The organism is Streptomyces sp. NPDC030809, from assembly GCF_055572195.1.
This window is the reverse complement of sequence record NZ_JBVIDV010000028.1, coordinates 1-20,885: the sequence shown is the minus strand read 5'-3', so window position 1 is coordinate 20,885 and position 20,885 is coordinate 1. Positions and strand designations below refer to the sequence as shown.

General features: G+C 72.1%; 21 protein-coding genes. 17 read left to right on the top strand and 4 right to left on the bottom strand.

Annotated elements, in window-relative coordinates:
* The first annotated feature begins 27 nt into the window (after positions 1 to 27).
* Both ACZ407_RS29760 and ACZ407_RS29755 read left to right on the top strand, forming a co-directional pair.
* The gene (locus ACZ407_RS29760; protein ID WP_468133659.1) at positions 28 to 198 is read left to right on the top strand and encodes a hypothetical protein; all 171 of its coding nucleotides are present in this window, start codon (positions 28 to 30) and stop codon (positions 196 to 198) included.
* Between the two features lie 2 nt (positions 199 to 200).
* On the top strand, positions 201 to 1,238 hold the full coding sequence (locus ACZ407_RS29755; RefSeq protein ID WP_468133657.1) for a hypothetical protein: 1,038 nt from the start codon (positions 201 to 203) through the stop codon (positions 1,236 to 1,238).
* A 434-nt stretch (positions 1,239 to 1,672) separates the two neighbouring features.
* Here the strand turns inward: ACZ407_RS29755 and ACZ407_RS29750 are convergent, their stop codons facing one another.
* Positions 1,673 to 2,005, bottom strand: coding sequence for a hypothetical protein (locus ACZ407_RS29750; protein ID WP_468133655.1), 333 nt, complete (start codon positions 2,003 to 2,005; stop codon positions 1,673 to 1,675).
* 64 nt (positions 2,006 to 2,069) lie between these two features.
* A complete protein-coding gene (locus ACZ407_RS29745) occupies positions 2,070 to 3,125 on the bottom strand; it encodes a C40 family peptidase (RefSeq protein WP_468133653.1) in 1,056 nt (351 codons plus the stop codon).
* A gap of 196 nt (positions 3,126 to 3,321) precedes the next feature.
* On the opposite strand from ACZ407_RS29745, the gene ACZ407_RS29740 reads away from it, so the two are divergent.
* Genes ACZ407_RS29740 through ACZ407_RS29705 form a run of 8 tightly spaced genes read left to right on the top strand, consistent with a single transcriptional unit; the run spans position 3,322 to position 11,593 of the window.
* Positions 3,322 to 3,804 carry a hypothetical protein gene (locus ACZ407_RS29740; protein WP_468133651.1) on the top strand — a complete coding sequence of 161 codons (483 nt, stop codon included), beginning with the start codon at positions 3,322 to 3,324 and terminating at the stop codon, positions 3,802 to 3,804.
* 3 nt (positions 3,805 to 3,807) lie between these two features.
* Complete coding sequence (locus ACZ407_RS29735) at positions 3,808 to 4,101, top strand: hypothetical protein (RefSeq protein WP_468133649.1); 294 nt, start codon at positions 3,808 to 3,810, stop codon at positions 4,099 to 4,101.
* Positions 4,098 to 4,877: a DUF8175 domain-containg protein gene (locus ACZ407_RS29730; RefSeq protein WP_468133647.1), complete on the top strand. Its 780-nt coding sequence runs from the start codon at positions 4,098 to 4,100 to the stop codon at positions 4,875 to 4,877. Before ACZ407_RS29735 ends, ACZ407_RS29730 begins: the two co-directional genes overlap by 4 nt.
* The gene (locus ACZ407_RS29725) at positions 4,874 to 6,343 is read left to right on the top strand and encodes a hypothetical protein (protein WP_468133645.1); all 1,470 of its coding nucleotides are present in this window, start codon (positions 4,874 to 4,876) and stop codon (positions 6,341 to 6,343) included. Before ACZ407_RS29730 ends, ACZ407_RS29725 begins: the two co-directional genes overlap by 4 nt.
* A complete protein-coding gene (locus tag ACZ407_RS29720; protein WP_468133643.1) occupies positions 6,340 to 7,788 on the top strand; it encodes an SCO6880 family protein in 1,449 nt (482 codons plus the stop codon). The genes ACZ407_RS29725 and ACZ407_RS29720 overlap by 4 nt, the downstream gene beginning before the upstream one ends.
* 4 nt (positions 7,789 to 7,792) lie before the next feature.
* Positions 7,793 to 9,307: an ATP-binding protein gene (locus ACZ407_RS29715; RefSeq protein ID WP_468133641.1), complete on the top strand. Its 1,515-nt coding sequence runs from the start codon at positions 7,793 to 7,795 to the stop codon at positions 9,305 to 9,307.
* Positions 9,307 to 11,043 (top strand): type IV secretory system conjugative DNA transfer family protein, encoded by a 1,737-nt coding sequence (locus ACZ407_RS29710; protein ID WP_468133640.1) that lies wholly within the window; start codon positions 9,307 to 9,309, stop codon positions 11,041 to 11,043. Before ACZ407_RS29715 ends, ACZ407_RS29710 begins: the two co-directional genes overlap by 1 nt.
* Positions 11,033 to 11,593 carry a DUF4913 domain-containing protein gene (locus ACZ407_RS29705; protein WP_468133638.1) on the top strand — a complete coding sequence of 187 codons (561 nt, stop codon included), beginning with the start codon at positions 11,033 to 11,035 and terminating at the stop codon, positions 11,591 to 11,593. Before ACZ407_RS29710 ends, ACZ407_RS29705 begins: the two co-directional genes overlap by 11 nt.
* 48 nt (positions 11,594 to 11,641) lie before the next feature.
* On the opposite strand, the gene ACZ407_RS29700 is transcribed toward ACZ407_RS29705, so the two are convergent.
* Positions 11,642 to 11,902 (bottom strand): SH3 domain-containing protein, encoded by a 261-nt coding sequence (locus ACZ407_RS29700; RefSeq protein ID WP_468133636.1) that lies wholly within the window; start codon positions 11,900 to 11,902, stop codon positions 11,642 to 11,644.
* 670 nt (positions 11,903 to 12,572) lie between these two features.
* Between ACZ407_RS29700 and ACZ407_RS29695 the strand changes: the two genes are divergently transcribed.
* From ACZ407_RS29695 to ACZ407_RS29670, 6 genes are all read left to right on the top strand, one after another.
* The gene (locus ACZ407_RS29695) at positions 12,573 to 12,899 is read left to right on the top strand and encodes a hypothetical protein (RefSeq protein ID WP_468133634.1); all 327 of its coding nucleotides are present in this window, start codon (positions 12,573 to 12,575) and stop codon (positions 12,897 to 12,899) included.
* Between the two features lie 17 nt (positions 12,900 to 12,916).
* Complete coding sequence (locus ACZ407_RS29690; protein WP_468133632.1) at positions 12,917 to 14,323, top strand: mobilization protein; 1,407 nt, start codon at positions 12,917 to 12,919, stop codon at positions 14,321 to 14,323.
* A gap of 26 nt (positions 14,324 to 14,349) precedes the next feature.
* Positions 14,350 to 15,867 (top strand): hypothetical protein, encoded by a 1,518-nt coding sequence (locus tag ACZ407_RS29685; RefSeq protein ID WP_468133630.1) that lies wholly within the window; start codon positions 14,350 to 14,352, stop codon positions 15,865 to 15,867.
* Positions 15,864 to 16,226, top strand: coding sequence for a hypothetical protein (locus tag ACZ407_RS29680; RefSeq protein WP_468133629.1), 363 nt, complete (start codon positions 15,864 to 15,866; stop codon positions 16,224 to 16,226). The genes ACZ407_RS29685 and ACZ407_RS29680 overlap by 4 nt, the downstream gene beginning before the upstream one ends.
* The gene (locus ACZ407_RS29675) at positions 16,219 to 16,416 is read left to right on the top strand and encodes a hypothetical protein (RefSeq protein ID WP_468133627.1); all 198 of its coding nucleotides are present in this window, start codon (positions 16,219 to 16,221) and stop codon (positions 16,414 to 16,416) included. Before ACZ407_RS29680 ends, ACZ407_RS29675 begins: the two co-directional genes overlap by 8 nt.
* Before the next feature lie 695 nt (positions 16,417 to 17,111).
* Positions 17,112 to 17,471, top strand: coding sequence for a hypothetical protein (locus tag ACZ407_RS29670; RefSeq protein WP_468133625.1), 360 nt, complete (start codon positions 17,112 to 17,114; stop codon positions 17,469 to 17,471).
* 54 nt (positions 17,472 to 17,525) lie between these two features.
* Here the strand turns inward: ACZ407_RS29670 and ACZ407_RS29665 are convergent, their stop codons facing one another.
* Positions 17,526 to 20,051 (bottom strand): helicase associated domain-containing protein, encoded by a 2,526-nt coding sequence (locus ACZ407_RS29665; protein ID WP_468133623.1) that lies wholly within the window; start codon positions 20,049 to 20,051, stop codon positions 17,526 to 17,528.
* 148 nt (positions 20,052 to 20,199) lie between these two features.
* Here ACZ407_RS29665 and ACZ407_RS29660 point away from each other — a divergent pair, with 148 nt between their 5' ends.
* Entirely contained in the window at positions 20,200 to 20,601 is a 402-nt protein-coding gene (locus ACZ407_RS29660) for a barstar family protein (RefSeq protein WP_468133621.1), read from the top strand.
* The last annotated feature ends 284 nt before the right edge of the window (positions 20,602 to 20,885 follow it).

The following is a 20,885-nucleotide window of genomic DNA, read 5'->3' as shown; positions in this document are numbered from 1 at the left end:
CCGGCGGAACTTCCGGAGGAGGAGTACGTGAACAACGACCTGCCGAGGCGCGAGCCCGGGCGCCCGTACTGGGGTGCCCTGCTCGCGATGGCCGCCGGTATCGCCGCGGCGCAGGGGCCGGCCTGGGCCAGCGCCCTGGGAGCGGCGACCGCCGTCTATACCGCTGTGCTGGCCGGCTCGCCGAGCGGGAGGGGCTGAGTATGCCCCGGACCAAGCCCTCGCGCCTCGAACAGCAGCTGATCGAGGCGGTCGCCGCGCACGGATACACAGTGACCGCAACCCAGCTGGAGCGCTGGCGTCAACGGCTGTGGCTGCCCAGGACGACCCTCTGGCGCGAGCCTGACGGCTCCCTGCGCGAGCAGGTCGTCAGGCACACCATCTCGTTGGTCATCCTGTCCGTCCCCGGCCGTAAAATCAGCTGGGCCGGCTGGGCGTTCTGGGCCATTGCCGACACCCCGGAGACAGCTAGCCTGCTGAGGGGGGCTCTGAGGGCCGCGCTCCGGCACCCCCTCGAACGCGCGGGCATCGACCCCGACAACATTCCCCAGGGAGACTCCGAAGAGGCCTCCGCGGCTCGCGAGGCACTCGTCGCGAGGCTTCAGCAGGGCCGGCGGTCCCCGCGGCGGGACTTCGACGGGATCCTGCGTCTCCGTGCCGCGACCGCCGGGGTCGAACTTCCGCCTCCGCGCTCGGTGCCGAACATCATGCACCGGGCCCTGATCGAGCCGGGGGCCTGGCTGGTCCTCGGCGGCGTGGAGGACATCGGCCTCGGCGGCGTGCTGGACGCGTTCGAGGAAGCATGGCCCGAGGGCCGCGACTTGATCGAGCAGATGCGGGCCGCCTACTGCAAGGCCGAGCTCGACGGTATCGACCTGGCGGCCCAGACGCCGCTGGCCGGCGGGCTCGGCGGGTTCGTCCGGGTCGTGGAGGAGACCGACGACCAGCGGCTGTGCGCGGCTGTCCGGGCGTGCACGAAGGCCTCCGGTCTCTTCTTCCAGCTCTTGCCCCGAGCCGAGAAGGACCCCGCCATCCTTCGAAGCCTGATGGCCGATCCGATGTGGGACCAGTGGGCCCGGCTGGGCGGGATTGCTCCTGACCGGGCGGGCGGTGAATCCGTTATCGCCCTCAGCGTCGTGCAATACCTGCTCATGCCCGGCTGGGCCGAGGACCTTCACCGCTACCAAGAGCTGATGGAAAGGCTACTGGCCGCCAGCGATTCGCCGCTTCGTGGTGAGTAGGCCGGCCCGGGCGGAGGAACCCGGCGGGCGTAGTGGACTATGGCCGTCCCCTGCACGAGCGACAGGTCAGCCCCTCCGCTGCCGACCACGGTTCGCCGGACGCTCGGCCACGGTGAGACGTGCAGCGCTGGAGAGCGGTGCCGGGCCCGGCCACATCGCGGCAGCAGCCCGCCCCCCACCAGCCCCACCCGGACGGTGCGCTCGCCTCACGCAGCGAAGAGTCGACGGCGGGGGTACGGTCCCAGCCCTCGACCAGGTCGGCTGACGGTCGGTCCGGGCCACCCGCCGCCCTTCCCCGCCGCTGGCCGCTTTTGCCCGGCCCGGCCGGTCCGCAGACGGCGGCGGCGTAGGCCACGCATGCTCACCGGGGGATGCCGGCCTGAACCTCCCCCGGGACCGACCTGCGCGCGCAACACGGCGGCTGAATGCGGATGTTAGGCGTTGACCGTGGGGCTCTGCGAGGGAATCTCCGTGCCGGAGTCGGCTCCCGCGGCCGGGGTCTGCTGCCTGCTCGGACGGGCCCGGCGTACCCGCGGTCGGTGTGTCGGCTCGGTGGCGCCGAGAGCGGCCAGCTCGGCCGCCGACCACCCCGCGGCCTCGGCTTCCACGTACGCCTTGCCGTACGGGACCTCGCTCTGGGACAGCTCGGTCTGGAGCTGGATCCGACGGGCCAGGATCGCCGCGAGGGGCTCGACCGCGGCCTGCTTCGCGGCCAGCTGTGCGGCCTGGAGCTCTTGCGCCTTCTTGAGGATCTCGTCTGCCTTCATGCCCCGCATGATGCCCGCCGCCGGGCGCGGGCGCGGCGGGCGACGCGGCCGGACCGCAGGCCGGCTACGCCCGGGTTGCTCCGTGGTAGTCGCCCGCCGGCATCGCCTTGTCGAGGGCGACTACCTCGACGTTGCGGCCCGTGCGCGGGGCATGAAGGACCTGGCCGTCGCCGGCGTAGAGGCCCACGTGGTAGATGCCGCCGCCGCGCCGCGACCAGAACAGCAAATCGCCGGGCCGTAGCTGGCTGCGGGCGATCGGCCGGTGGGAGGTGGCAGCGTACTGCGCGGCGGCGGTGCGGGGAAGCTGGGTGCTCGGCCAGTACGCGTACTGCACCAGCGACGAGCAGTCGAAGCCCTCGGTGTGGGACGCGGCGCACCGGCCGCGCAGGAACCCGTTGCGTCCGTCGCAGAAACCCCGGCTGGGTCCGCCGGGCCCGCCGCCGCCCCACGCGTACGGGGTGCCGACCCGGGCCGCAGCGCGCCGCAGCGCGTCGGCGCCCGCCCCGCTGCCCGTGACGGCCAAGGCGGCCGGGCCCTCGAAGTCGTCGATCAGATCCATGATCGTGATGACGTAACGGTAGGTCTCGCCCTTGGCGAACCCCTTCGGTGGCACGCCTTTGAACCTCACGACGGCGCCCCAGCCGGCGTTGTACCCCGCGAGCGCGAGCCGGCGGACATCGTCGCGGTAGCCCGAGGCTTTGGCATCGCCGAGGAGGGAGCACATGTACCGGCCCTGCGCCACGACGGCGTCGCCGATGTGGAACTCGCTGGCGCCGCCTCCGTCGACGTCGCGCCCCCAGGTGAGCCACGTGTCGTGGATGAACTGGGCCGGACCCTTCGCGTCGGCGTGGCTGACCGCGTCGCGGTCGGTGCGGAAACCCGACTCGTGGTAGAGCTGAGCGGCCATCAGGGCCGGTGTCAGCTCGGGGTGGTCGCATTCGGCGACGGCCCGGCGGATCCACGGCTCGAACTTCGGGGGTACGCCCTTCAGCCCGCCAGCATCGCCGCCGCCCTCGCCGCCGGGATCGGCGCCCGCGGCCGTCAGCAGCCCGGCCATGACGATCAAGGCGGCCACAGGCAGCGCCAGCACTCCGACGAGGCAGCCCGTCGCGGCCTTCATCGTCTCCCCCTTCCTCGGCGGGCCCGTCACCTGGACGAGTGATCACTCGGGAGCCGGTTGTGCCTGCGTGCCTGATCACGGGTCCGGGCGTTGACCTGATGTCAGCTCCGCGCACGGGTGACGCTACTCTCTGTAGCTCATTGGGCACAAAGAGCAATCACATGAGCGCAACGCGTGGGAGGAGGGGGAGGTTGCGATGACCGCCACCGAGATCGTGCCGCCCGCGACGGACCGTCCCCAGGAGCCCGACCTGCGGTACGCGCTCATCCTGGCCGCCGGCTGGAGCATCGCCAAAGGCCTCGTCCAGCCCATGCTCGCCGACCAGGACGAAGGCACCGTCCGCTTCCTTGCGCCCGGCGAGGCACTGCCGATGGGAGTCACCCCGGTCGTCATCGCCGACACCACCGTCAGTAACGCCGTCTACGTCGAACATCTGCTGCGCGAGACCTGGTCCGTGCACCTGCCGCGCCCCTGGCTCGTCCTGGTCGCCGACGCGCCGGCCCCGCCGCCGGTGGGCGCCCGCTACCGCATCCGGGCTCTTGGCGCGCGCGTGATCGGCACGGCCTACGTGCCGTACCTGCCGGTGCTGCGCACGGTCGAGACCGCCGCGGAGGCCATGGAGCACAAAGACGTCCGGGCCGCTGCCCGCAAGCTGCGCAGCGCTCTCGAAGGGAACTAGCCGATGGACATGATCACGCTTGCCGGAGCCCTCGCGGACAAGGGCCTGCTGCCGGGAGCCAAGCCGACGCCGATCCCCGGCCTTGCCCCCGTCGTCGTCGAACTCTTCGGCTACGGCCTCTACCTGCTCGTCCTGGCCGGCGGAAGCGCCACCGGCTACGGCATCTACAAGCTGGCCTGGGCCGACAAGAGCCGCCAGGGCGGCGGGTCCGAGCCCTTCAAGTGGATGGGCGCCGGAATCCTGGCCATTCTGATGGCGGGAACCCTCATCGCCATGATCAACGGGATCGCCGCGTGACCCGTGGCGGCCGGCTCACCCGCTATATGATGCCGACGGCGCTCGCCCTGGTGGCCGCCGTCCTGGCACTGACCGGGTACGCCATGATCAGCGGAGACGACTCCACGCCCGACTCCGGCAAGGCCGGTGCCTCCGCGGTGCCGTCCGCCTCGCCGTCGGACGGGTACGCACCGCCGTCGGACTGGACCGAGCCCGCCCGCTGGGCGGCTCTGCCCCGCGGCGCGCGCACGGACGAGCGAGGCATGGAGGTCGGCTTCCCGCACACCACGCAAGGGGCCGTCGCGATGATGGCGAGCTCCAACTCCACCGACCTTCAGGGCGCGTACGACAACCAGCAGGCCCAGCTGCGGATCTTCGACTCCTACCTGATCGCCGCCGACCAGACCGAGCCCAACCGGGAAGCGGTCGAGCTCGCGGGCATCGACGCCGACAAGCAGGTGCGCCGCAGCCTCGGCCTGCCAGTCGGCAGCGCCCTCCCGCCGGGCGCGTACGTCCGCACCCGCGTGGTCGGCTTCAAGATCATCAGCGAGAAGCCGGACGAAGTCGCCGTCTGGCTCCTCTCGCGCGTCACGACGAAGGCCGGAGAGACCCAGAAGGAGACCGGCTCCTACATGCGCTCCGTGGTCGCCGTCCAGTGGGCCGAAGGCGACTGGAAGACCTCCCTCGCCGCCTACACCCGGGCCGTCGCCGCCAGCGAACCGACGCCCGACATCGCAGCCCCGGGCGATCCCGCCTTCAACTCCGCCTCCTGGAGCGCGATCCGGGAGGCCTCATGAGGCGGCGGCTGGCCGCCCTGCTGCTGATCCTCACCGCCATGCTCGGGATCGGCCTGGCCACCCCCGCCGCCGCGGACGGCCCCGTCGGCGAGACGGTGGACGTCTCCTGCCGGGTTGCCACCGGCAGCAGCTCGCTGGGGGCCATGGCTCGCCTCGCCGGCACGCTCATCAAGGGCCGGGACGCCTGCGATGTGGTCGGCGACAAGGTCGAGGAGAAGGTGGAGGAGTACTGGACCGCCGTCTGGGACTCGGTGATCGGCGACATCCTCAAGTCCGCAGTCGACGTCGCGAAGTGGATTCTGCGCACGATGCTGACCCTGTCCCTCATGGGCCCCAGCCTCGACTTGTCCAAGAGCGGCCTCTTCGAAGAAGACGCCACACTCGGCGGGATGCTCGTCTGGCTGGGCTGGGTGATCGCGGCGTTCGGCGCGATGTGGCAGATCGGCAAGGCCGCCATCACCGGCCAGGGGAAGTACTGGGGCCAGCTGCTGTCCGGCTACGCCCAGAACATGGTGCTCAGCGTCATCGGGCTGACCATGGTGGCAGCGCTGCTGCGCGCGGGCGACCTTCTCACCGAGGGGATGGTCAAGGCCACCTTCAACAAGGACGGCGCTTTCGAGAGCATCATCACCGTGATGGTCCCCGCTGCCGTCGCCAACCCCGTCCTCGTCGGCGGAATCTGCTGCGTGCTGCTGCTCGTCGGCTTCGTCCAGATGATCATGATCTTCCTGCGGCAGTCCGCGATCCCAATCCAGTGCCTGCTCCTGCCGATCGCCGGAGCGGGCCTGATGGGCGGATCCGTGACCCGCAAATGGGCGCCGAACCTCGTGACCAGCATCCTCACGATCATCGCCTACAAGCCGATCGTCGGCGCGATCATCTGTGTCGGATTCGCCGAGTTCGGCAGCGCCCACGACCTGGTGGCATGGCTGAGGGGCTGCGCCACGCTCACCCTCGCCATCATCGCCCCCGGGCCTCTGATGAAGATTTTCGCGCCCTTCGGTGCGGCGGTCGGCGGGAGCATGGCCGGGGGCGGCATGGCCGCGGCCGCGAGCGCGGCCGGCTCCTACCTAGGCGGCCGCAGCGGCAAGGGCGGCGGCGGAGACGACCCCGACCCGAGCGGGGGCGGCGGTGGCGGCGCGGACAGCGGCGCCGACCCAGTCAAGCAGGCCCAGTACATCGAGCAGTCCATGGGTCCGCAGGGCGGCGGTGACGAAGGGCAGGACGCCCTCGCGCAGGCCTCCCGCAACGGGGGCGACGCGTCGATCCCCGCGCAGGGCGGCGGCCCCGACGCCACAGCCGGCCTGGGCGCGGCCACCGAGACCAGCACGGCGACCGGGGCGGCCACCACCGGTGCGGCCACCGCAGCGACGGGCGGCGCCGTACTCGCACTCACCGTCCTGGACGGCGTCAACGACGCCATCCAGGAAGCCTCTTCGACCATGGGAGACGGGGGCAACACATGACCACCCACGGTGTGCCCGACGGACTGAGGATCGAGGGCTTCCGGACCCGCCGCACCTTCGGCCTGGGCAACCTCTCGAAGTCCGCGACGATGATGGGCGCGGGCTTCCTCGCCGTCGAGGCGCTGCTCAGCACCATGGAGCCGCTGACCCTGCTGGTCACCCTCCCCGTCACGCTGGCCGTGATCGGCATGGCAGCAGCCCGCCGCCACGGCATGTCCGCCCTCGCCTACTACCGCGCGGTCCTTGCCTGGAAGATGGCCACCCGGGCCGAATCCACAAGCTACCGGCGGGTGCTGCTGCCCCACCCCTACGCCCTGGACCTGCCCGGCGTGGCCGCCTCCACCACCCTGATCGCCGCGCACGACCCCACAAGCGGCCGGCAGGTCGGTGTCGTCCACGACCGGGCCACCGGCTACATGACCGTCTCCACCCTCCTCGCCCCCGGCGGAAGCCTCATGGCCCCCACCGGCAGCGTCCGCGGCAACCTGCGGACCTGGGGATCCGTCCTCGACGCGATGAGCACCGAGGAACAGATCCGCGGAGCCTCGGTGACCATCCAGATCACCCCCGGCGCAGGCGAGGCCCTCAGCGACGACATCAACGCCCGCCGCGTCCCCGAAGCACCCGACCTCGCCACCTCCGTCGTCGACGAACTCATCCGCACCGCACCACGGGCCACCGCCTCGGTCGCCTCCTGGATGAGCGTCACCGTCGACCCCTGCGCCACCGCGACCCCGCCTGCCGACCTCCCCGGGCAGGTCGCCGAGACCCTCCGGGTCGTCGACGGCCTGGACCTGTCCGGCACCGGCACCGACATCGTCCGCCGCGCCACCGACGTCGACCTACGCCGCATCGTCCGCTCCGCCTACGACCCCAGCACCTTCAACGCCCGCGACGAGGAGTTCGCCGACCTCTCCTGGGCAGACTGCGGCCCCGTCGCCGCCGACGACCTCTTCGAGGAGTACGCCCACGACGGCGCCGTCTCCGTCTCCTACGTCCTGCGCGAGATGCCCAGGCGGCCCATCGCCTACTCCGTGCTGCTCCCCCTCCTCAGCCCCGGGAAGTTCCCCCGCCGCGTCACCCTCGCCTACCGGGTCCTGGACCCGCACGAAGGCGAGGCCGTCTTGGAGCGGGAGATCAGCGCGGCCGCCAACAGGGCGGACGCCACCGCCCAGGTCAAGGGCCGGGCGAAGTGGTCGCAGAAGGCGGACTACAAGCGTGCGGAGCAGGCCGCCGCCCAGGCCGCCGGCGGTGCACAGGTCGTGGACTGGACCCTCATGGTCACCGTCACCGCCCTGCGCGCCGCCGACCTGCCCGCCGCCCGCCAGGAACTCAACCGCGCCGTGAAGGCCACCAGGTCCCTGCGGATGCGACCCGCGTACGGCGCGGAAGCCGCGATCTTCGCCGCAGGCATCCCCGTCGGCTACAACCCCCTGGTCAGGTAACCCGGTGGCCAAGCCCCGGCAGATCCAGAGCCCCCGCCGCACCACCACAGCCCCGCTGCCGGGCCGTCAGATCCAGGCCGAGAAGGCGGAGAACCAGCGACGGCGGCGCCTGTACGCGCCCCGGACCGGCTGGGGCGGACGCTTCGGCGGCCGGGTGCCCGTCGAGGACACCGGCACCGTCTACACCGGGCCGAGCACGCAGGCCGCCGGCGTCTACCCCTTCCTCCTCGGCGCAGGCCTCCCACCCCGCGGCGTACCCGTCGGCCGGGACGTCCTGACCGGCGAACTGGTGTGCATCGACCCTGCCGACTGGGTCGGCAAGCTCACCACCAACTCGGGCGTCTGGGTCATGTCCCAACCCGGCGCCGGGAAGTCCGCCTTGGTCAAGCGCATCCTGCTCTTCTACTGCGCCTTCGGGTTCATGCCCGTCGTCCCCGGCGACGTCAAAGGCGAGTACACCGCCCTCATCCAGGGCCTGGGCGGCAGCGTCATCCGCATCGGCGACGGCTCCGGCCGCCTCAACCCCCTCGACTCCGGCCCCTTGAAGAAGCGCGTCTGGGCGATGCCCACGACCGAACGCGCCGTCCTCCTCGACGTCCTCAACTCACGCCGGCTGGAGACGCTGGGCGCCCTGCTGGCCACCAAACACGGTCTGGGCCGGACCGCTGACGAAGTCCAGCGCTCCGCCCTCACCTGCGCGGTCCAGCTCGCCGCCGACGCCGTCCCGGGCGATGACCCGATCGTCCCGGACGTGATCGCCGTCCTGCGCCAGGCCCCCGAACCCCTGCGGAACCGGCTCGCCGCCGAGGGCGGCGCATACGCCGACATCACCCGTTCGGTGATCGCCGGCCTGGACAACCTCGTCTCGGGCCCGCTGAAGGGGTTGTTCGACGGGCCGACCACCCACCCCCTCGACATTGCCGCCCCCGCGGTATCGGTGGACATCTCACCCCTGCGCGCACGCGGCCAGGACGTCCTGTCCGCGGGCATGATCGCCACCTGGGCCTACACCTACTCCAGCATCGATGCCGCCCGCTCCACTGGGCTGATGCAGCGCCGCCTCGTCCTGCCGATGGACGAGATGTGGCGCGCCCTTCGGTCAGGGCCCGGGCTGGTGGACTCCATGGACTCCATCACCCGCCTCTCCCGCGGCGACGGCGACATCTCCATCCTGGTCACCCATAGCCTCCTGGACAGCGAATCCCTGCCCAACGAGGAGGACCGGGCCAAAGCCAGGGGCCTGATGGACAGGTGCGACACCTGGATCATCGGCGCTTCCACGGAGGAAGAACTCGTGCGCGTCACCGGCAAGAGGCAGCTCACCGAGCAGGAACGCATGATGATCAGCTCATGGTCGTCGGCCACCTCCACCGGCCTCGACACCGGCGACGCCGTCCACCCCGGCCGCGGCAAATTCATGATCAAGATCGGCACGAGGCCGGGCATCGCGGCCGCCTCGGAGCTCACCGCCACCGAAGCACGGCTCTACCACACCGATCCGAAGGCAGGTGAGCGCTGATGATGACGGACTCCGACCGCAACTGGCTGGCCGGCGGCGTGGTCGCGGGCGGCGCGGTCACCCTCGCCGCGTCCACCTGGACCGGCGCCGCCCTCGGCTCCCTGGTCACCGGCGAAACCGTCGCCCCGCTCACCCCGCTGACCGTGCTGCACATGATCAGGAACTGGACATCGGTCTGGGCCTCGCCGATCGCCTCGGGCATCGGCGCCTTCCTCTTCGACCTGGCCGCGATCGTCCTGCTTGTTTGGGGCATCCGCACCTGCCTGCACTGGTTCCACAACCCCCTGCACCTGGCCACCCTGTTCCAGATGCGCGACCTCACCCCGAAGCGGGCAGCCGCCACCGCCACCCGGCTCCGCGCCTCCCTCAAAGACCGGGATCCGAAGCAGGTCGCGCCGCCCGACCGCGGGGTCCTCCTCGGCGACCACATGACCACCGGCGTCGAGCTGCGCGGCAGCGACGAGGACACCTACATCGCGATCATGGCCCCCCGCGCGGGCAAGTCCACCGCCCTGGCCATCCCGATCGCGATGGAAGCTCCCGGCGCACTCCTGCTCACCAGCAACAAGGCCGACGTCTACGCCGCAACCCTCACCGCCCGCAGCGAAGTCGGCATGCCCTGGGTCTTCGACACCCAAGGCGTCGCACGCACCGAGCGCGCCATGTGGTGGGACATGCTCGCCGAAGGCGAGACCCTGGAACGCGCCGAGCGCCTGGCCTCGCACTTCACCAACCAGATCACCAGCGACGGCGCCGACCCCTTCTGGTCCCAGTCCGCCAACGACCTCCTGGTCGGCTTCTTCCGCGCTGCCTGGCACGACGGCGCCAGCATCAAGGACATCATGCGCTGGGTGGCCGACCCCCAGGAGAAGGCCCCCCTGCGCATCCTCCACCAGTACGAACCGGTCCTGGCCGAACAGGTGGAAGGCAGCATCAACATCGCCGAGGAAACCCAGTCAGGCATCTTCCAGAACGCCCGCACCGCGCTCTCCGGCCTGCGCGACGAGAACGTGCTGGCCTGGGTGATGCCCGACAAGCACCGAGACCGCTACGACCCGGAGGAATTCTCACTCACCCGCGACACCCTCTACCTCCTCTCCAAGAAGGGAGGACCAGCCAGCGCCGTCGTCGCGGCCCTCGCCGACGCCACCTTCACCGCCGCCTCCGAGACCGGCGAACGCCACGGCGGCCGGCTACCCGAGCCGATGCGCGCCGTCCTGGACGAAGCCGCGAACATCTGCAAGATCGCCGACCTCCCGGACCTGTACTCCCACCTCGGATCACGCGGCATCACCCCCTACGTCATCCTCCAGTCCTACCGACAGGGCGTAAAAGCCTGGGGCGAAGTCGGGATGGACGCCATGTGGGGCGCGGCCACCAAGAAACTCATCGGCGCCGGCGTGGACGACCCACGCTTCGTCGCCGACATCGCCACCCTCGTCGGCCAGCACACCGTCCAACGCGGCTCCTACAGCAAGTCCCGCGACGGCGGCTCGCAGTCCTGGAGCGAACAACGGGAACAGATCCTGGAAGCCGCCGACATCCGGGCCATGCCCAAGGGCACCGGCCTGCTGCTGTCCACCGGCATGCGCATTGCCCAGATCCAGCTCCGCCCCTGGTACGAGGAGCAGGCTATGCAGCACATCGGCCCCCAGAAGGCCGCAGAGGAAATCGCGATCACCAAGCGCGCAGTCGCCGCCCACGAGACCCTCAAGGCAGCACGACGTGCCCGATAGCCCAGCCCCAGCCGCTCTCGCGGAAGACATCGAAGACCTCAAGGCACAGATCCGAGCCCTGGCGACGCAGGTCAAGTCCCTCACCCAGCCTGCCGGCCCACCAGCAGAAGCGACCGACACCGGCGACCCGGGTCAGGACGAACCCGATGAAGAGAGCTGGCAGTACCCGCCGTTCATCCTGCTCCTCGACTCCCCGGAGTACGAAGGCGAGCTGCGCGCCCTGGTCGAGTGGGTGGAGGGCGTACTCGTTCCTGGCTACCTGGCCGAGGCCTCTGCCGACGCTCGGTGGTGCCACCGATGGACCGATCACCCCGTCGCCGTCGCCCGGCTCCACGCCCTCTGGCTGGCCTGGCAGGAACTCACCGACCCTGCCAGCTGCGGGTACACCGGTCCCAGCGTGTGGCACCGCGACCACTACGACCCGTGCATGCGAGAACTCCGTGCTTCCACCGGACCTTTCCAGGGCTGCACCAAGGGCGAGCACCAGGTGGCGCACAGGATGCCGTCCCTGGTTCCCAGCGCATGGACACTGCCGGTAGACAGCGCATGAGCCCCGGGGGGGGACTGAGCAGTCCCCCCCGGGGCCGGTCCTGCCCGACTAGTCGAGCGTCATGCACACGTGAGGCTTCACGTGCTTGGTGATCCACCCCTTCGTCCCCCACTTGAGGCCGGTCTCCGAGTCGCCGTAGAGCTCGACCTCGTAGAAGCCGTTCTTCTCCCGCAGGACGTAGACGGAGTCCTTCGGGGTCAGGATGCCGATGGCCGTGTGCTTCTTCGTCGGCCCGGTGCGGAGCTTCACGTTGGTGGTCACCTGATAGCCGCAGCTGTTCCACTCGGCCACCGCCGCCGGAGCGGACACCGGAACTGCCGCCGCCGGGGCGAATGCCGCAACAAGCGGTGCAAGAGCCAGGAGAGTTGCAGTAATAGTCCGTTTCATGAAATGGGAACTCCGGGAGGTTCCCGTCGTTGCGGGGCGCGGGTTGAAATCACCCTGACGTGTCATGAGTCGAATTTTCCGAGGTTCCTCGATATGGGCAGGGGAATGCCTCCGATAAACTCGCCCTCCGGTATTTATTTGACATTGCCGAACTCAAGGGGAAGGTGCCCACAAGGGTGGAGTCGCCGTGTGTCTGTGTGGGGGTGGGGTTGGTGGTGGGGGTGGTGGGTGGGGGTGTGGTCTGTGGGTGTGGGTGTGGGCGCGGGGCGTGGTGGGGATGGTGGCGCGGGGGTTGGGTTGTGTCGTGGGGTGTTTCGGGGGTCGCTGGTTGGGGTGGTTGTGGGCTGCCCGGGGGCGATTTCGGCAGGGGTGCGTGCGGCGGGCTGGGAGGATTTTCCAGACATTAGAAATTGGCAGCCAGTTAGTGCGGAATGGAACATTACGCGCTGACTGATCTTCTTTTTGGTTCCGGGCCTGCGGACCGTTTTCCGGTGTCCTGGTGTGGTGGAGATGGGGTGGTGGGGTGATGGCTGGTGTGGGTGGCCGCCGGCGTGAGCGGGAGACGGGGGAGCGGCGGTCGGAGCGGGTGGGCGTGGCGTTCAGCGCGGCTGAGTTGGCGGTTGTCCGTGCGGCCGCCGCCCGGGAGGGGATGTCGGCGGCGGGGTGGGTGGGGCAGCAGGTGATGGCGGTCGCGCAGCATGTGCTGGTGCCGGTCTCCGCGGACCGGGCCGATGTCCTGCGCGAGCTCGTTCGGGCGCGTGCGGGCCTGCGGGAGGTCGCGGTCCGCCTGGATGCGCTCGGCGCCGACGGCAACGCCGGCGCAGCGCTGGGGGAGGTTCTGGCTGATGTGCGTGCGGCGGTGGTGCGGGTGGACGTGGCGACGGTGGCGGTGATGCGGGAGAGGCGGGCCCGTACGTGATGCCGAAGAAGCCGGACATGGGCGACGACACCGCCGTCCTGCTGGATTACCTGTTCGGTCCGGGCAAGCGCGACGAGCACACCGACCCCCACCTCGTCACGGCCTGGGATCCCCACCTGCCGTGCCCGGCACGCCACCCGGAGCGGATGGGTCTGGGGGAGTTGGCGGACCTCCTGGACGCCCCCGTCGAGGCGCTGCGCGCAGCCCGCCCGCCCCAGCACGTGTGGCACGTCTCCGTCCGCAACGCGCCCGGCGACCGGATCCTCGGCGGTGCGGAGTGGGCGCAGGTCGCGGCGGCGATGGTGGACGCCGCGGGCATCGCCCCGGCAGGTGACGAACAAGCCTGCCGGTGGATCGCGGTGCGCCACGCCGAGGACCACATCCACATCGTTGCGACCCTCGCCCGCGTGGACGGCCGGCAGCCCCGGCTGCGCGGGGACATCCTCGCGATGCACGCCGTCGCCCGCGCCTTTGAGGCCCGCTGGGGCCTGACGCCGATGTCCCCGCAGGACCGCACCGCGGTGCGCCGCCCCTCGACGGGGGAGCTGGCGAAGGCCGGCCGGCGCGGCCTTGTGGAGACCGCCCGCCAGACGTTGCAGCGCACCGTCCGTACCGCGGCCGCGCTCGCCGCCAGCGACACCGACTTCCTGGAGCGGCTGCGGGATGCGGGCCTTCGCGTACGGGAGCGCCGCGACGACGAAGGCGTCCTGCTGGGGTACGCGGTCGCGCTTCCCGGCGACCGCGCCGATGCCGGGAGCCGGCCCGTCTGGTTCTCCGGGGGCTCCCTCGCGTACGACCTGTCCCTGCCCCGGGTACGGGAGCGCTTCGAGCCGGTGGTCGGTCCGGCGGACTGGACGGCGGCGGAGCGCCTGGTGCGCGAGGCCGCGGCCGCACTCGCCCGCTCCGGCCGTGCGGAGGGCGCGGGTGGTGTGGCCGCGCTCGGCGACCTCCTGGTGGCCGCCGCCGCGCACGCCCCGGCGGCCGTGCGCGACCGGATCGCGGCGGCGGCGGACGCCTTCGAGCAAGCCGGCCGGGCCCCGGGCGAACGCTCCCTGGAAGGCCGGGCGCGCGCGGGATGGCGGGCGTCGGCGCGCGCGTTGGAGCGGGCCCCGCGCACCGCCCGGGGCGGCGGGGCGATGGTGGTCCTCACGCTCCTGGTGGCGCTGGTGGAGGCGGTGGAGGCCTCCCGCCTGTGGCACGAGGCCCAGCAGCATCGCGCGCAGGCGAAGGCCGCAGCCGACGCGGCCCGGCTGCTGCGCGAGGCCGCCGCCGCGGCCGGCGCACCGCCGAAGCGGCCGGGTCCGGCACGCACTGCGCGGACGTCACCGGTGGCGGGCCGTGGCCCGACCGCGTCCGGCGCCGTTACCGGTGTGCCGCCCCGTGCTCCCGGCCCGCCCAAGCCGGGTTCGGGAAAGTCCCGCTGACCCGCCCTGCGAGGAGAGCTGAGATCGTGTCCACCCCCGCACCCGCTCCGGACCCCGCCGCCGTCGACCCGCTCGCCGAAGCCATGGCCGAAGCCGCGCAGACCGCGGCGGCGGCCTTCCGGCTCATGCTGACCATCTCCGACGCCGTCCGCCGCGCCGCCCAAAAGCTCCGCCAGGGCGAGGAGGCCGAACTCGCCGCCGGCGAGGAGAAGCTCGCCCCGGATTGGGCCGCCGACGCGCTGCGCCCGCTGCTCCACGAGGGGGTGCTCGCCGATCTGATGTCGGGGCAGGACTGGCCGCAGATGGCCGGGCAGATGGTGTTGCTGCAGAGGGCCGGCGTCAACCTGACCACGTTCCTGCCCCAGCTCGGCGGCATGGCCCGCACCGTCTATCAGGCGGTGGAGGCCAACGCCGCCCGCATCAGCGCGGCGGGCACCGACCAGTGGGCGGACCTCCTCAAGCAGGCGATGCCCGAGGGCCTGGTGCGCGACGCGATCCTGGCCTCCCCGGCCTGGCCGGACATGGCCGCCAAGATGGCACTCCTCGAACAGCAAGGTGTCGACGTCGCCGGATTCCTCACGGCCGCGCACACCCAGGGCGTCGGCGTGGACCGCGCGGTGGCCGCGCTGCTCGCCCCGCCCGCCCCCGCCGCGCAGCCGGCCGGCCCGGCTGCGGCTGTGGCCGACCCGGCTGCGGCGGCACCGGCGGCGGACCCCCGGCGCGGTGCCGGTGCGCCGCCGCCCGCCGACCCTGTTGCCCCGCCCGCTGCCGCGCGGCAGTCCGCGGTGATGGGCCTGGTCGGGGACGCCGGTCCGGCGCCGGTGGTACAGGGGCCGTCGGCCGTGCATTCCCTCATCCCGCAGACTCCCGATCCGGCCCCTGCCGCGGTGGTGCCGCAGCAGTCGGCCATCACCACCCTCGACTCCGCCCCCGCGGCGCCGTCCGGGCCGGCTCCGGGGCCCGCGCCGGCCCCGTCCGCCGATACGGCCCCGGCCGCGGCGCGGGAGCCGGCCGGTGCGAGTGCGGATGCGGTCTCGTCGTGGGGGCCGCTGACCGAGGGCCTGGAGGTGCCGACCGATCTCGACCTCGGCGTCCGCACCCGGGCCTTGGAACAGCTCGGCGTCCGTCCGGCCGCGCACAGCCGGATCGTCGCCCTGACGAAGGACGCCCTCGGCGAGCGGGACGCGGGCCTGCTGATCGCGGCCCGGCAGTGGCCGCTGCTGGCCGCCCGGATGCAGACCATGGCCGACACCGGACAGCCCCTCGCGGGCCATCTGGCCCGCCTTGAGACGCAGGACGGCTGGCGACAGGGCCCGCCCGGCGAGACGGCCCGCCGCCTGATCCTCGCCACCCACCAGGTCCTGACCACCCCGCTCACCGACCCGCTGCCCACCGGCCCCCGGGTGTCGGCGGCCGCGGCCCGCTCCCGCTCCACCACCACCCCCGCCGGCGCCGCGCCCGGCCAGGCCGCGTCCGCAGAGCCTGCCGTGCCCGCGCACCGGCAGCAGGCGGCCCCGGCCCGGAGCTCGGGGCGGGCCCGGTGACGGCCCAGGCTCCCGCCCGGGGGCACCGGCGGCGGGGCATCGGCGCGTGGGCGCAGCGGGTGCGGGAGGCCTGGTGGGCGCTGCCGGGCAGGGACCGGCTGGCCGCCGAGGGGGTGCTGCTGACCGGCGCCCTGCTCGCGGGAGCCTGGCGGGCGGGCCGGCTCGGGCTGGTGCAGGCGGACTTCGTGCTCACGTTCCTGGGCGGCCTGGCCGCTGTGGCGACCGTGTACCGGGGAGCTGTCCACCGTCGACAGCCCGCCCCACCGCCCGGCCCGCTGGTCGCGCCCTCACCGGAGGTTCAGCAGTATGCCGCCCGCCAGGCCGCCGCCGGCGGGGGAGAGGAGCGGACAGGTGGTTGACGCGGTGGTGGTGGCCCGGCTGCGCCGGGAGTTCGCCGACCTCGTGGCCGAGCACTTCCCCGACGGGAAGGCCACGCCCGCGGGCATGGCGGTCATCGACTCGTTGATCGCCCGGCACGGGCAGGAAGCCCTGTGGGCGCTGGTGGCCGAGCTGCAGACGCCGACCGTGAAGCCCACCGACCGCTGGTGACCAGCACCCCTCCTGCGAACGCCGGATCCCGGGATCCGGCCCCGGGCTGCGCCCCGATTCCTGACGGCCTGGACTGGAGCCCGCCCGTAGCCGGGACCGTACACAGCATCCGGCACTCATCGTGCCGGGCGAGGGCTAGAGCTCGTTGGTCCGTGGGTAGGGGAGACGGCGGCCCAGGAACGGCTGGGCGCGTGGAAGGCAAGGCATATGAGGCGGGGTTCTCCGGAGCGGATCGTGATGGGCGGCATGGCGCTGGCGTCCGTGCTGGCGCCGGCCGGCTGGGGCGCGAGCCGGGTCGGGTACGAGCCGCCTGCGGCCGTCGACGGCCTGGAGCCCCCTTCGCTCGGGCTGGCGAAGTCCTTCGCGGAGGTCTGCGAGCCGGCCGCGCCACTGCTCCTCGCCATGGCCATGATCGTGGCGGTAGTGACCTGGGTCGCGTCGCCCTGGCCGTGGTTCCCCGTAGGGCTGCCGCTTCGGCGCGCCCGGTCCCGGCCGGGCCGGTGGTGCCGGAGTCCGCAGAGGTCCGCGCACACGCCGACCGGCAGGCCTCGGGGCCCGGCCAGTAACACCGGCCGGGGCGGTGGCCCCGGCCGGGATTGCCGGGCAAACACTGGCGGCGCTGGGAGAGCTGGAAGTAGCGTCGGCGTGGACAGCAGCTTCGGCTTGGTAGCCAAGCGGATCGAGAGAAGGCACCGATGACCTATCCGCTCGACGTGGCCGGGTGCTCGGACCCCGAGACAGCCCTCGCCAGGGCTACGGGTTTGTTGGAACGGTCCCCGCAGCCGCCGAACAATGCCTACTGGCTTGGCCAGGGGCGCATTCTGCTGTCCGGCTATCTCATGGCCGCCGCGCTTGGTGGCGTCGGCGTGGACGCGGTCCGTGCCTGGATCGATGCTCCGCAGGACCGCCGCCCGCTGGAGCTGCTGCGCTGCGGGCCGGTGCCGGAGTGGGCGCAGATGTGCGAGGCCATCCTGACCTCCCCTGCGGAGTCCCGGCTCGCCGCCCTGTACACCGTCAGGGCCGCTCTGCAGGGTGCCTCAGCCGACTGCCCGTGAACGCCCCAGGGTGATTACCGGGCAATGACCCACGACGGAGCGATTGCCCGGCAATCACCGGCTGGCCCACTCCACCCCGAGCCCGGCGAGTGCTTCGAGCTGGTCGGGGTTGAGCCGGTCGCGGCGCTGCTTCTGGTTGGCGAGCCACACCCCCGTCCGGTGCCCGCTCCCGTCCGGGAGGTGCTCGACGTGCGACCGCCCCGGAGCACCCGGCCCTTCCCGTGCGAGGTACTGCGCGAGGGCCTGGACGCCCCTGTGGAAGGCTTCCGCGCCCCGCCCGGACATGGTGGCCGCGCTCGTCTTCGCGGGCGCGCTGCGGGCCCGTACGACCCGTGCCGGGGTGACGCCCAGCTTGCCGAGCCGGGCTTGCTGCTCGGCGTTCAGCCGGTTCCAGTCCCGCCGTTGGGTGGCCAGCCACCGGCCGATGTCCTCGCCGTGCCGGGTCACCCCGGGCGTGATGGCGTTCAAGCGGGCGCCCTCGGCCAGGAGCTGGGCGAGGTAGGCGTAGTGGCGCTGCCAGTCCACCGTCCACCCCAGCGCCGCCGGGTTCCAGTCGGCGTCGATCGCGGCCAGCGCCGCCGCCCGCCGCTCGGCGCGCCCCGGGTCCTTGCCGAGTCCGCCGGGCCGGCGGACGTTCGTCAGCCACTGCCCGACCTGGACATCGAGGATCGCGGCGCCCCGCGGGGCGGCCAGGGTGCCGTGGAGCCGGTGGTACGCCCGCGCGGCCGCGAGGTTCTCCTCGAACGCGGCGTCCGCGGTGTCCCACACGATCCCGAGCCCCTCCAACTCGGCCGCCCGCTCCCCGGTCATCGCCCCGGCCCTAAACGCCCGGCGCTGGTCCGAGAGCCACCGCCCCAGCGGGTAGGGGCCCTCGTTGTGGTCGTATGGGACCTGGAGGTGGCCCTCGCGCTCGCGGTACCGGAAGGCCGCCTCCACGCCTCGACGCCAGTCCTGGCGTTCGGTGTTGAAGACCTGGTAGCTGATCCACTTGGCGATCAGCGCCGGGTCGCGGGGGACCGCGAACCGGAGGAGGAGCCGGTTCTCCTCCTCACCCTCGGCGGGCGCCCTGCCGACCAGAGGCGACGGCTGAACGATGCGCTTCTGGTTCTCCTGAGGAATTGCGAGCATTTCCACGGCACGCTCATCATGCGCCCGAAGCCCATTCAATACCCGAATAAGGGGGCCATACGATTTCGAGGTGAGAATGTCCTCGGGCTTCTCGTCCTCCCGCAAAAAGACGGGAACAATCAGGGTCGCCATTTTCCCTTCCCCGGGCTTCTGGCGCAGCGCCCGGCCGATGGCCTGCACGATGTCGACGGCCGATCCCTTGGGGTCGATCAGGGCGACGGAGTCCACTGCCCGGATATCGACGCCCTCGCCCAGGACGCGGCAGTTCGCGAGCACGGCGCGGCCTGCCCGGCGGCCGAAGTCGGCGAGCACGGCGGCCCGGTGCTCGCTCTCGTGCTCCCCGCGCAGCCACCCCGCCCACACCGTGGCGGGGTGGCGGACCGGATCGACGGCGTGCAGCCGGGCCGCGACCCGGTCGAGGCCTTCGGCGAAGGCCTGCGCCTCGACGGTGCGGTGGTGGAAGGTGATCGTGGTCTTCAGGTCGTGCTCGGCCATGGTCTCCAGCAGCGCCGTCTGCACCGCGGCCAGCCGCTGGCCGCGCAGCCGCTCCTCCCACCGCTCCTCGCTGTAGAGCCGGGCGGGCGTGACGACCGGGTCGACCAGCTCGGCGACCACGACCTGATACCTCGCCAAAAGCCCGCGGGCGATGGCGTCGGCGAGGGACAGCTCGTAGACGACGGGCCCGAACACGCGCACATCGTCCATGGAGCAGGCCATCTCCTTGGGGAGCCGGTCCCACCGCGACCGCGGCACGTAGACCCGGCCCTCGGCCTCCGCCTTGCGCCGCCGCTCCTCCTCTTCCTGCCGCCGGTTCTCCTTCTGCTCCAGCTCCTGCGCCCGCGTCCGGGGCGGCCGTTCGGCCCAGACCCGAGGGGTGGCCGTCATGTACAGCCGGCGCCGCGCCGGGATCACCTCCTGGCGGTGCACGTCCGCCCACGCCTTCCCCGCCGACCCCGACGTGCGGTGCGCCTCGTCCACGACCACCAGGTCGAAGGCCTCCATCGGCAACCCGTACTCCCCGCGGTGCGCCTCGGCGATCACGGGCAGGGAGGCGTAGGTGGCGTAGACGGTCACCGGCCCCCGGCCGTGCCACAGCGCGAGCTGCGGCGCCGACGTCGTCGTCCGCACCTGGAGCCCGTAGAGCTCGACGTTGTCCTCCAGCGAGCACACCGCGACAGCCGGCCCGCTGTGGCCAGCCGTCCGCCACTCCCGCGCGGTCTGGGTCAGCAGGTCCAAGGTGGGCAGCAGCACCAGGACCCGCCCGCCCCGAGCCAGCCGGAGCGCGGCCGCGGCGGCGATGAACGTCTTCCCGGTCCCGCACGCGGCCACCACCGTGGCCCGGAGCCCTGCCTTGGGGATTCGCTTTCCCGGCAGAATATCGAGACCCCGGACAATGGCCTCCACGGCCTCTTCCTGATGGGGCCGGAGTGTGATTCCGCTGGATTTTGGCATTCGTCACTCCGCTGAAAATAACCCACTGGTCGGTGCTGGCTGTGTCCTCGGGATCCAACACAGTACATCTCGACTGATGATGCACTGACGACTGTACTCGGATCCGATAGAGTCTGGTGCTGAATCCGATCAGGACAGGGGAGCCTTCATGGAGTTTGAGGCCGGGATCCACCAGACGAGGACCGCCGACGCCCAAGCGCTGCTGCGCGCCTGGGCCGATTCCGGAGTGCGCGTCTTCGAGGTGGACACCGGCGTGGCGACGGAGAAGACCGCGCTCATCCAATGCTTCGCCCGGGTGCTACCCATGGACCCGCCGGTATCCGGTCGGAGCTGGGACGCCTTCGACGACTCTCTTTGGGAAGGCATCTTCCAGCTGAAGGAGCCCCGTGTGGCGATCGCCCTGCGCGGAGAGTGCTGGGCGAACAAGCCGCACGGAGACGCCCAGACCGCGCTTGATATCCTCCAGCACCTGGTGGAGCTGTTGGGAGACGAGAAAGCGACCGTCGGCAGGCCGACGAAACTGAGCGTCCTGCTCCCCGACGACAGCTGACCACCCCCTTGCCGCCGGTGGCGCCCGCGGAGCGGGCCGGCCTGGAGGCGAAGCCGGAAGGCCCAGGGCGGGGGAGCGAAGCGGCCCCGCCCAACGGGCCGCAGGCCCGCACCCCGTGAAACGGGGTCACCCAGGCACGCACAGCGGGCCGTTCGGGACGAAGCGAAGCGGAGACCCGAACCCGTCCGAAGCGAAGCGCAGGACACCGGCCCGAAGGACCGGCTCCAGGCCCGCGAAGCGGGCCCGCCGAGCGCAGCTCGGCGGCTCATTGCTGCGGAGCGAAG

What these genes read in the sequence shown, in the direction of transcription:
- ACZ407_RS29755 (WP_468133657.1), top strand. Translation starts at nt 201, where the DNA reads ATGCCCCGGACCAAGCCCTCGCGCCTCGAACAGCAGCTGATCGAGGCG.
- ACZ407_RS29750 (WP_468133655.1), bottom strand. Translation starts at nt 2,005, where the DNA reads ATGAAGGCAGACGAGATCCTCAAGAAGGCGCAAGAGCTCCAGGCCGCA.
- ACZ407_RS29745 (WP_468133653.1), bottom strand. Translation starts at nt 3,125, where the DNA reads ATGAAGGCCGCGACGGGCTGCCTCGTCGGAGTGCTGGCGCTGCCTGTG.
- ACZ407_RS29740 (WP_468133651.1), top strand. Translation starts at nt 3,322, where the DNA reads ATGACCGCCACCGAGATCGTGCCGCCCGCGACGGACCGTCCCCAGGAG.
- ACZ407_RS29735 (WP_468133649.1), top strand. Translation starts at nt 3,808, where the DNA reads ATGGACATGATCACGCTTGCCGGAGCCCTCGCGGACAAGGGCCTGCTG.
- ACZ407_RS29725 (WP_468133645.1), top strand. Translation starts at nt 4,874, where the DNA reads ATGAGGCGGCGGCTGGCCGCCCTGCTGCTGATCCTCACCGCCATGCTC.
- ACZ407_RS29720 (WP_468133643.1), top strand. Translation starts at nt 6,340, where the DNA reads ATGACCACCCACGGTGTGCCCGACGGACTGAGGATCGAGGGCTTCCGG.
- ACZ407_RS29710 (WP_468133640.1), top strand. Translation starts at nt 9,307, where the DNA reads ATGATGACGGACTCCGACCGCAACTGGCTGGCCGGCGGCGTGGTCGCG.
- ACZ407_RS29690 (WP_468133632.1), top strand. Translation starts at nt 12,917, where the DNA reads ATGGGCGACGACACCGCCGTCCTGCTGGATTACCTGTTCGGTCCGGGC.
- ACZ407_RS29670 (WP_468133625.1), top strand. Translation starts at nt 17,112, where the DNA reads ATGACCTATCCGCTCGACGTGGCCGGGTGCTCGGACCCCGAGACAGCC.
- ACZ407_RS29665 (WP_468133623.1), bottom strand. Translation starts at nt 20,051, where the DNA reads ATGCCAAAATCCAGCGGAATCACACTCCGGCCCCATCAGGAAGAGGCC.
- ACZ407_RS29660 (WP_468133621.1), top strand. Translation starts at nt 20,200, where the DNA reads ATGGAGTTTGAGGCCGGGATCCACCAGACGAGGACCGCCGACGCCCAA.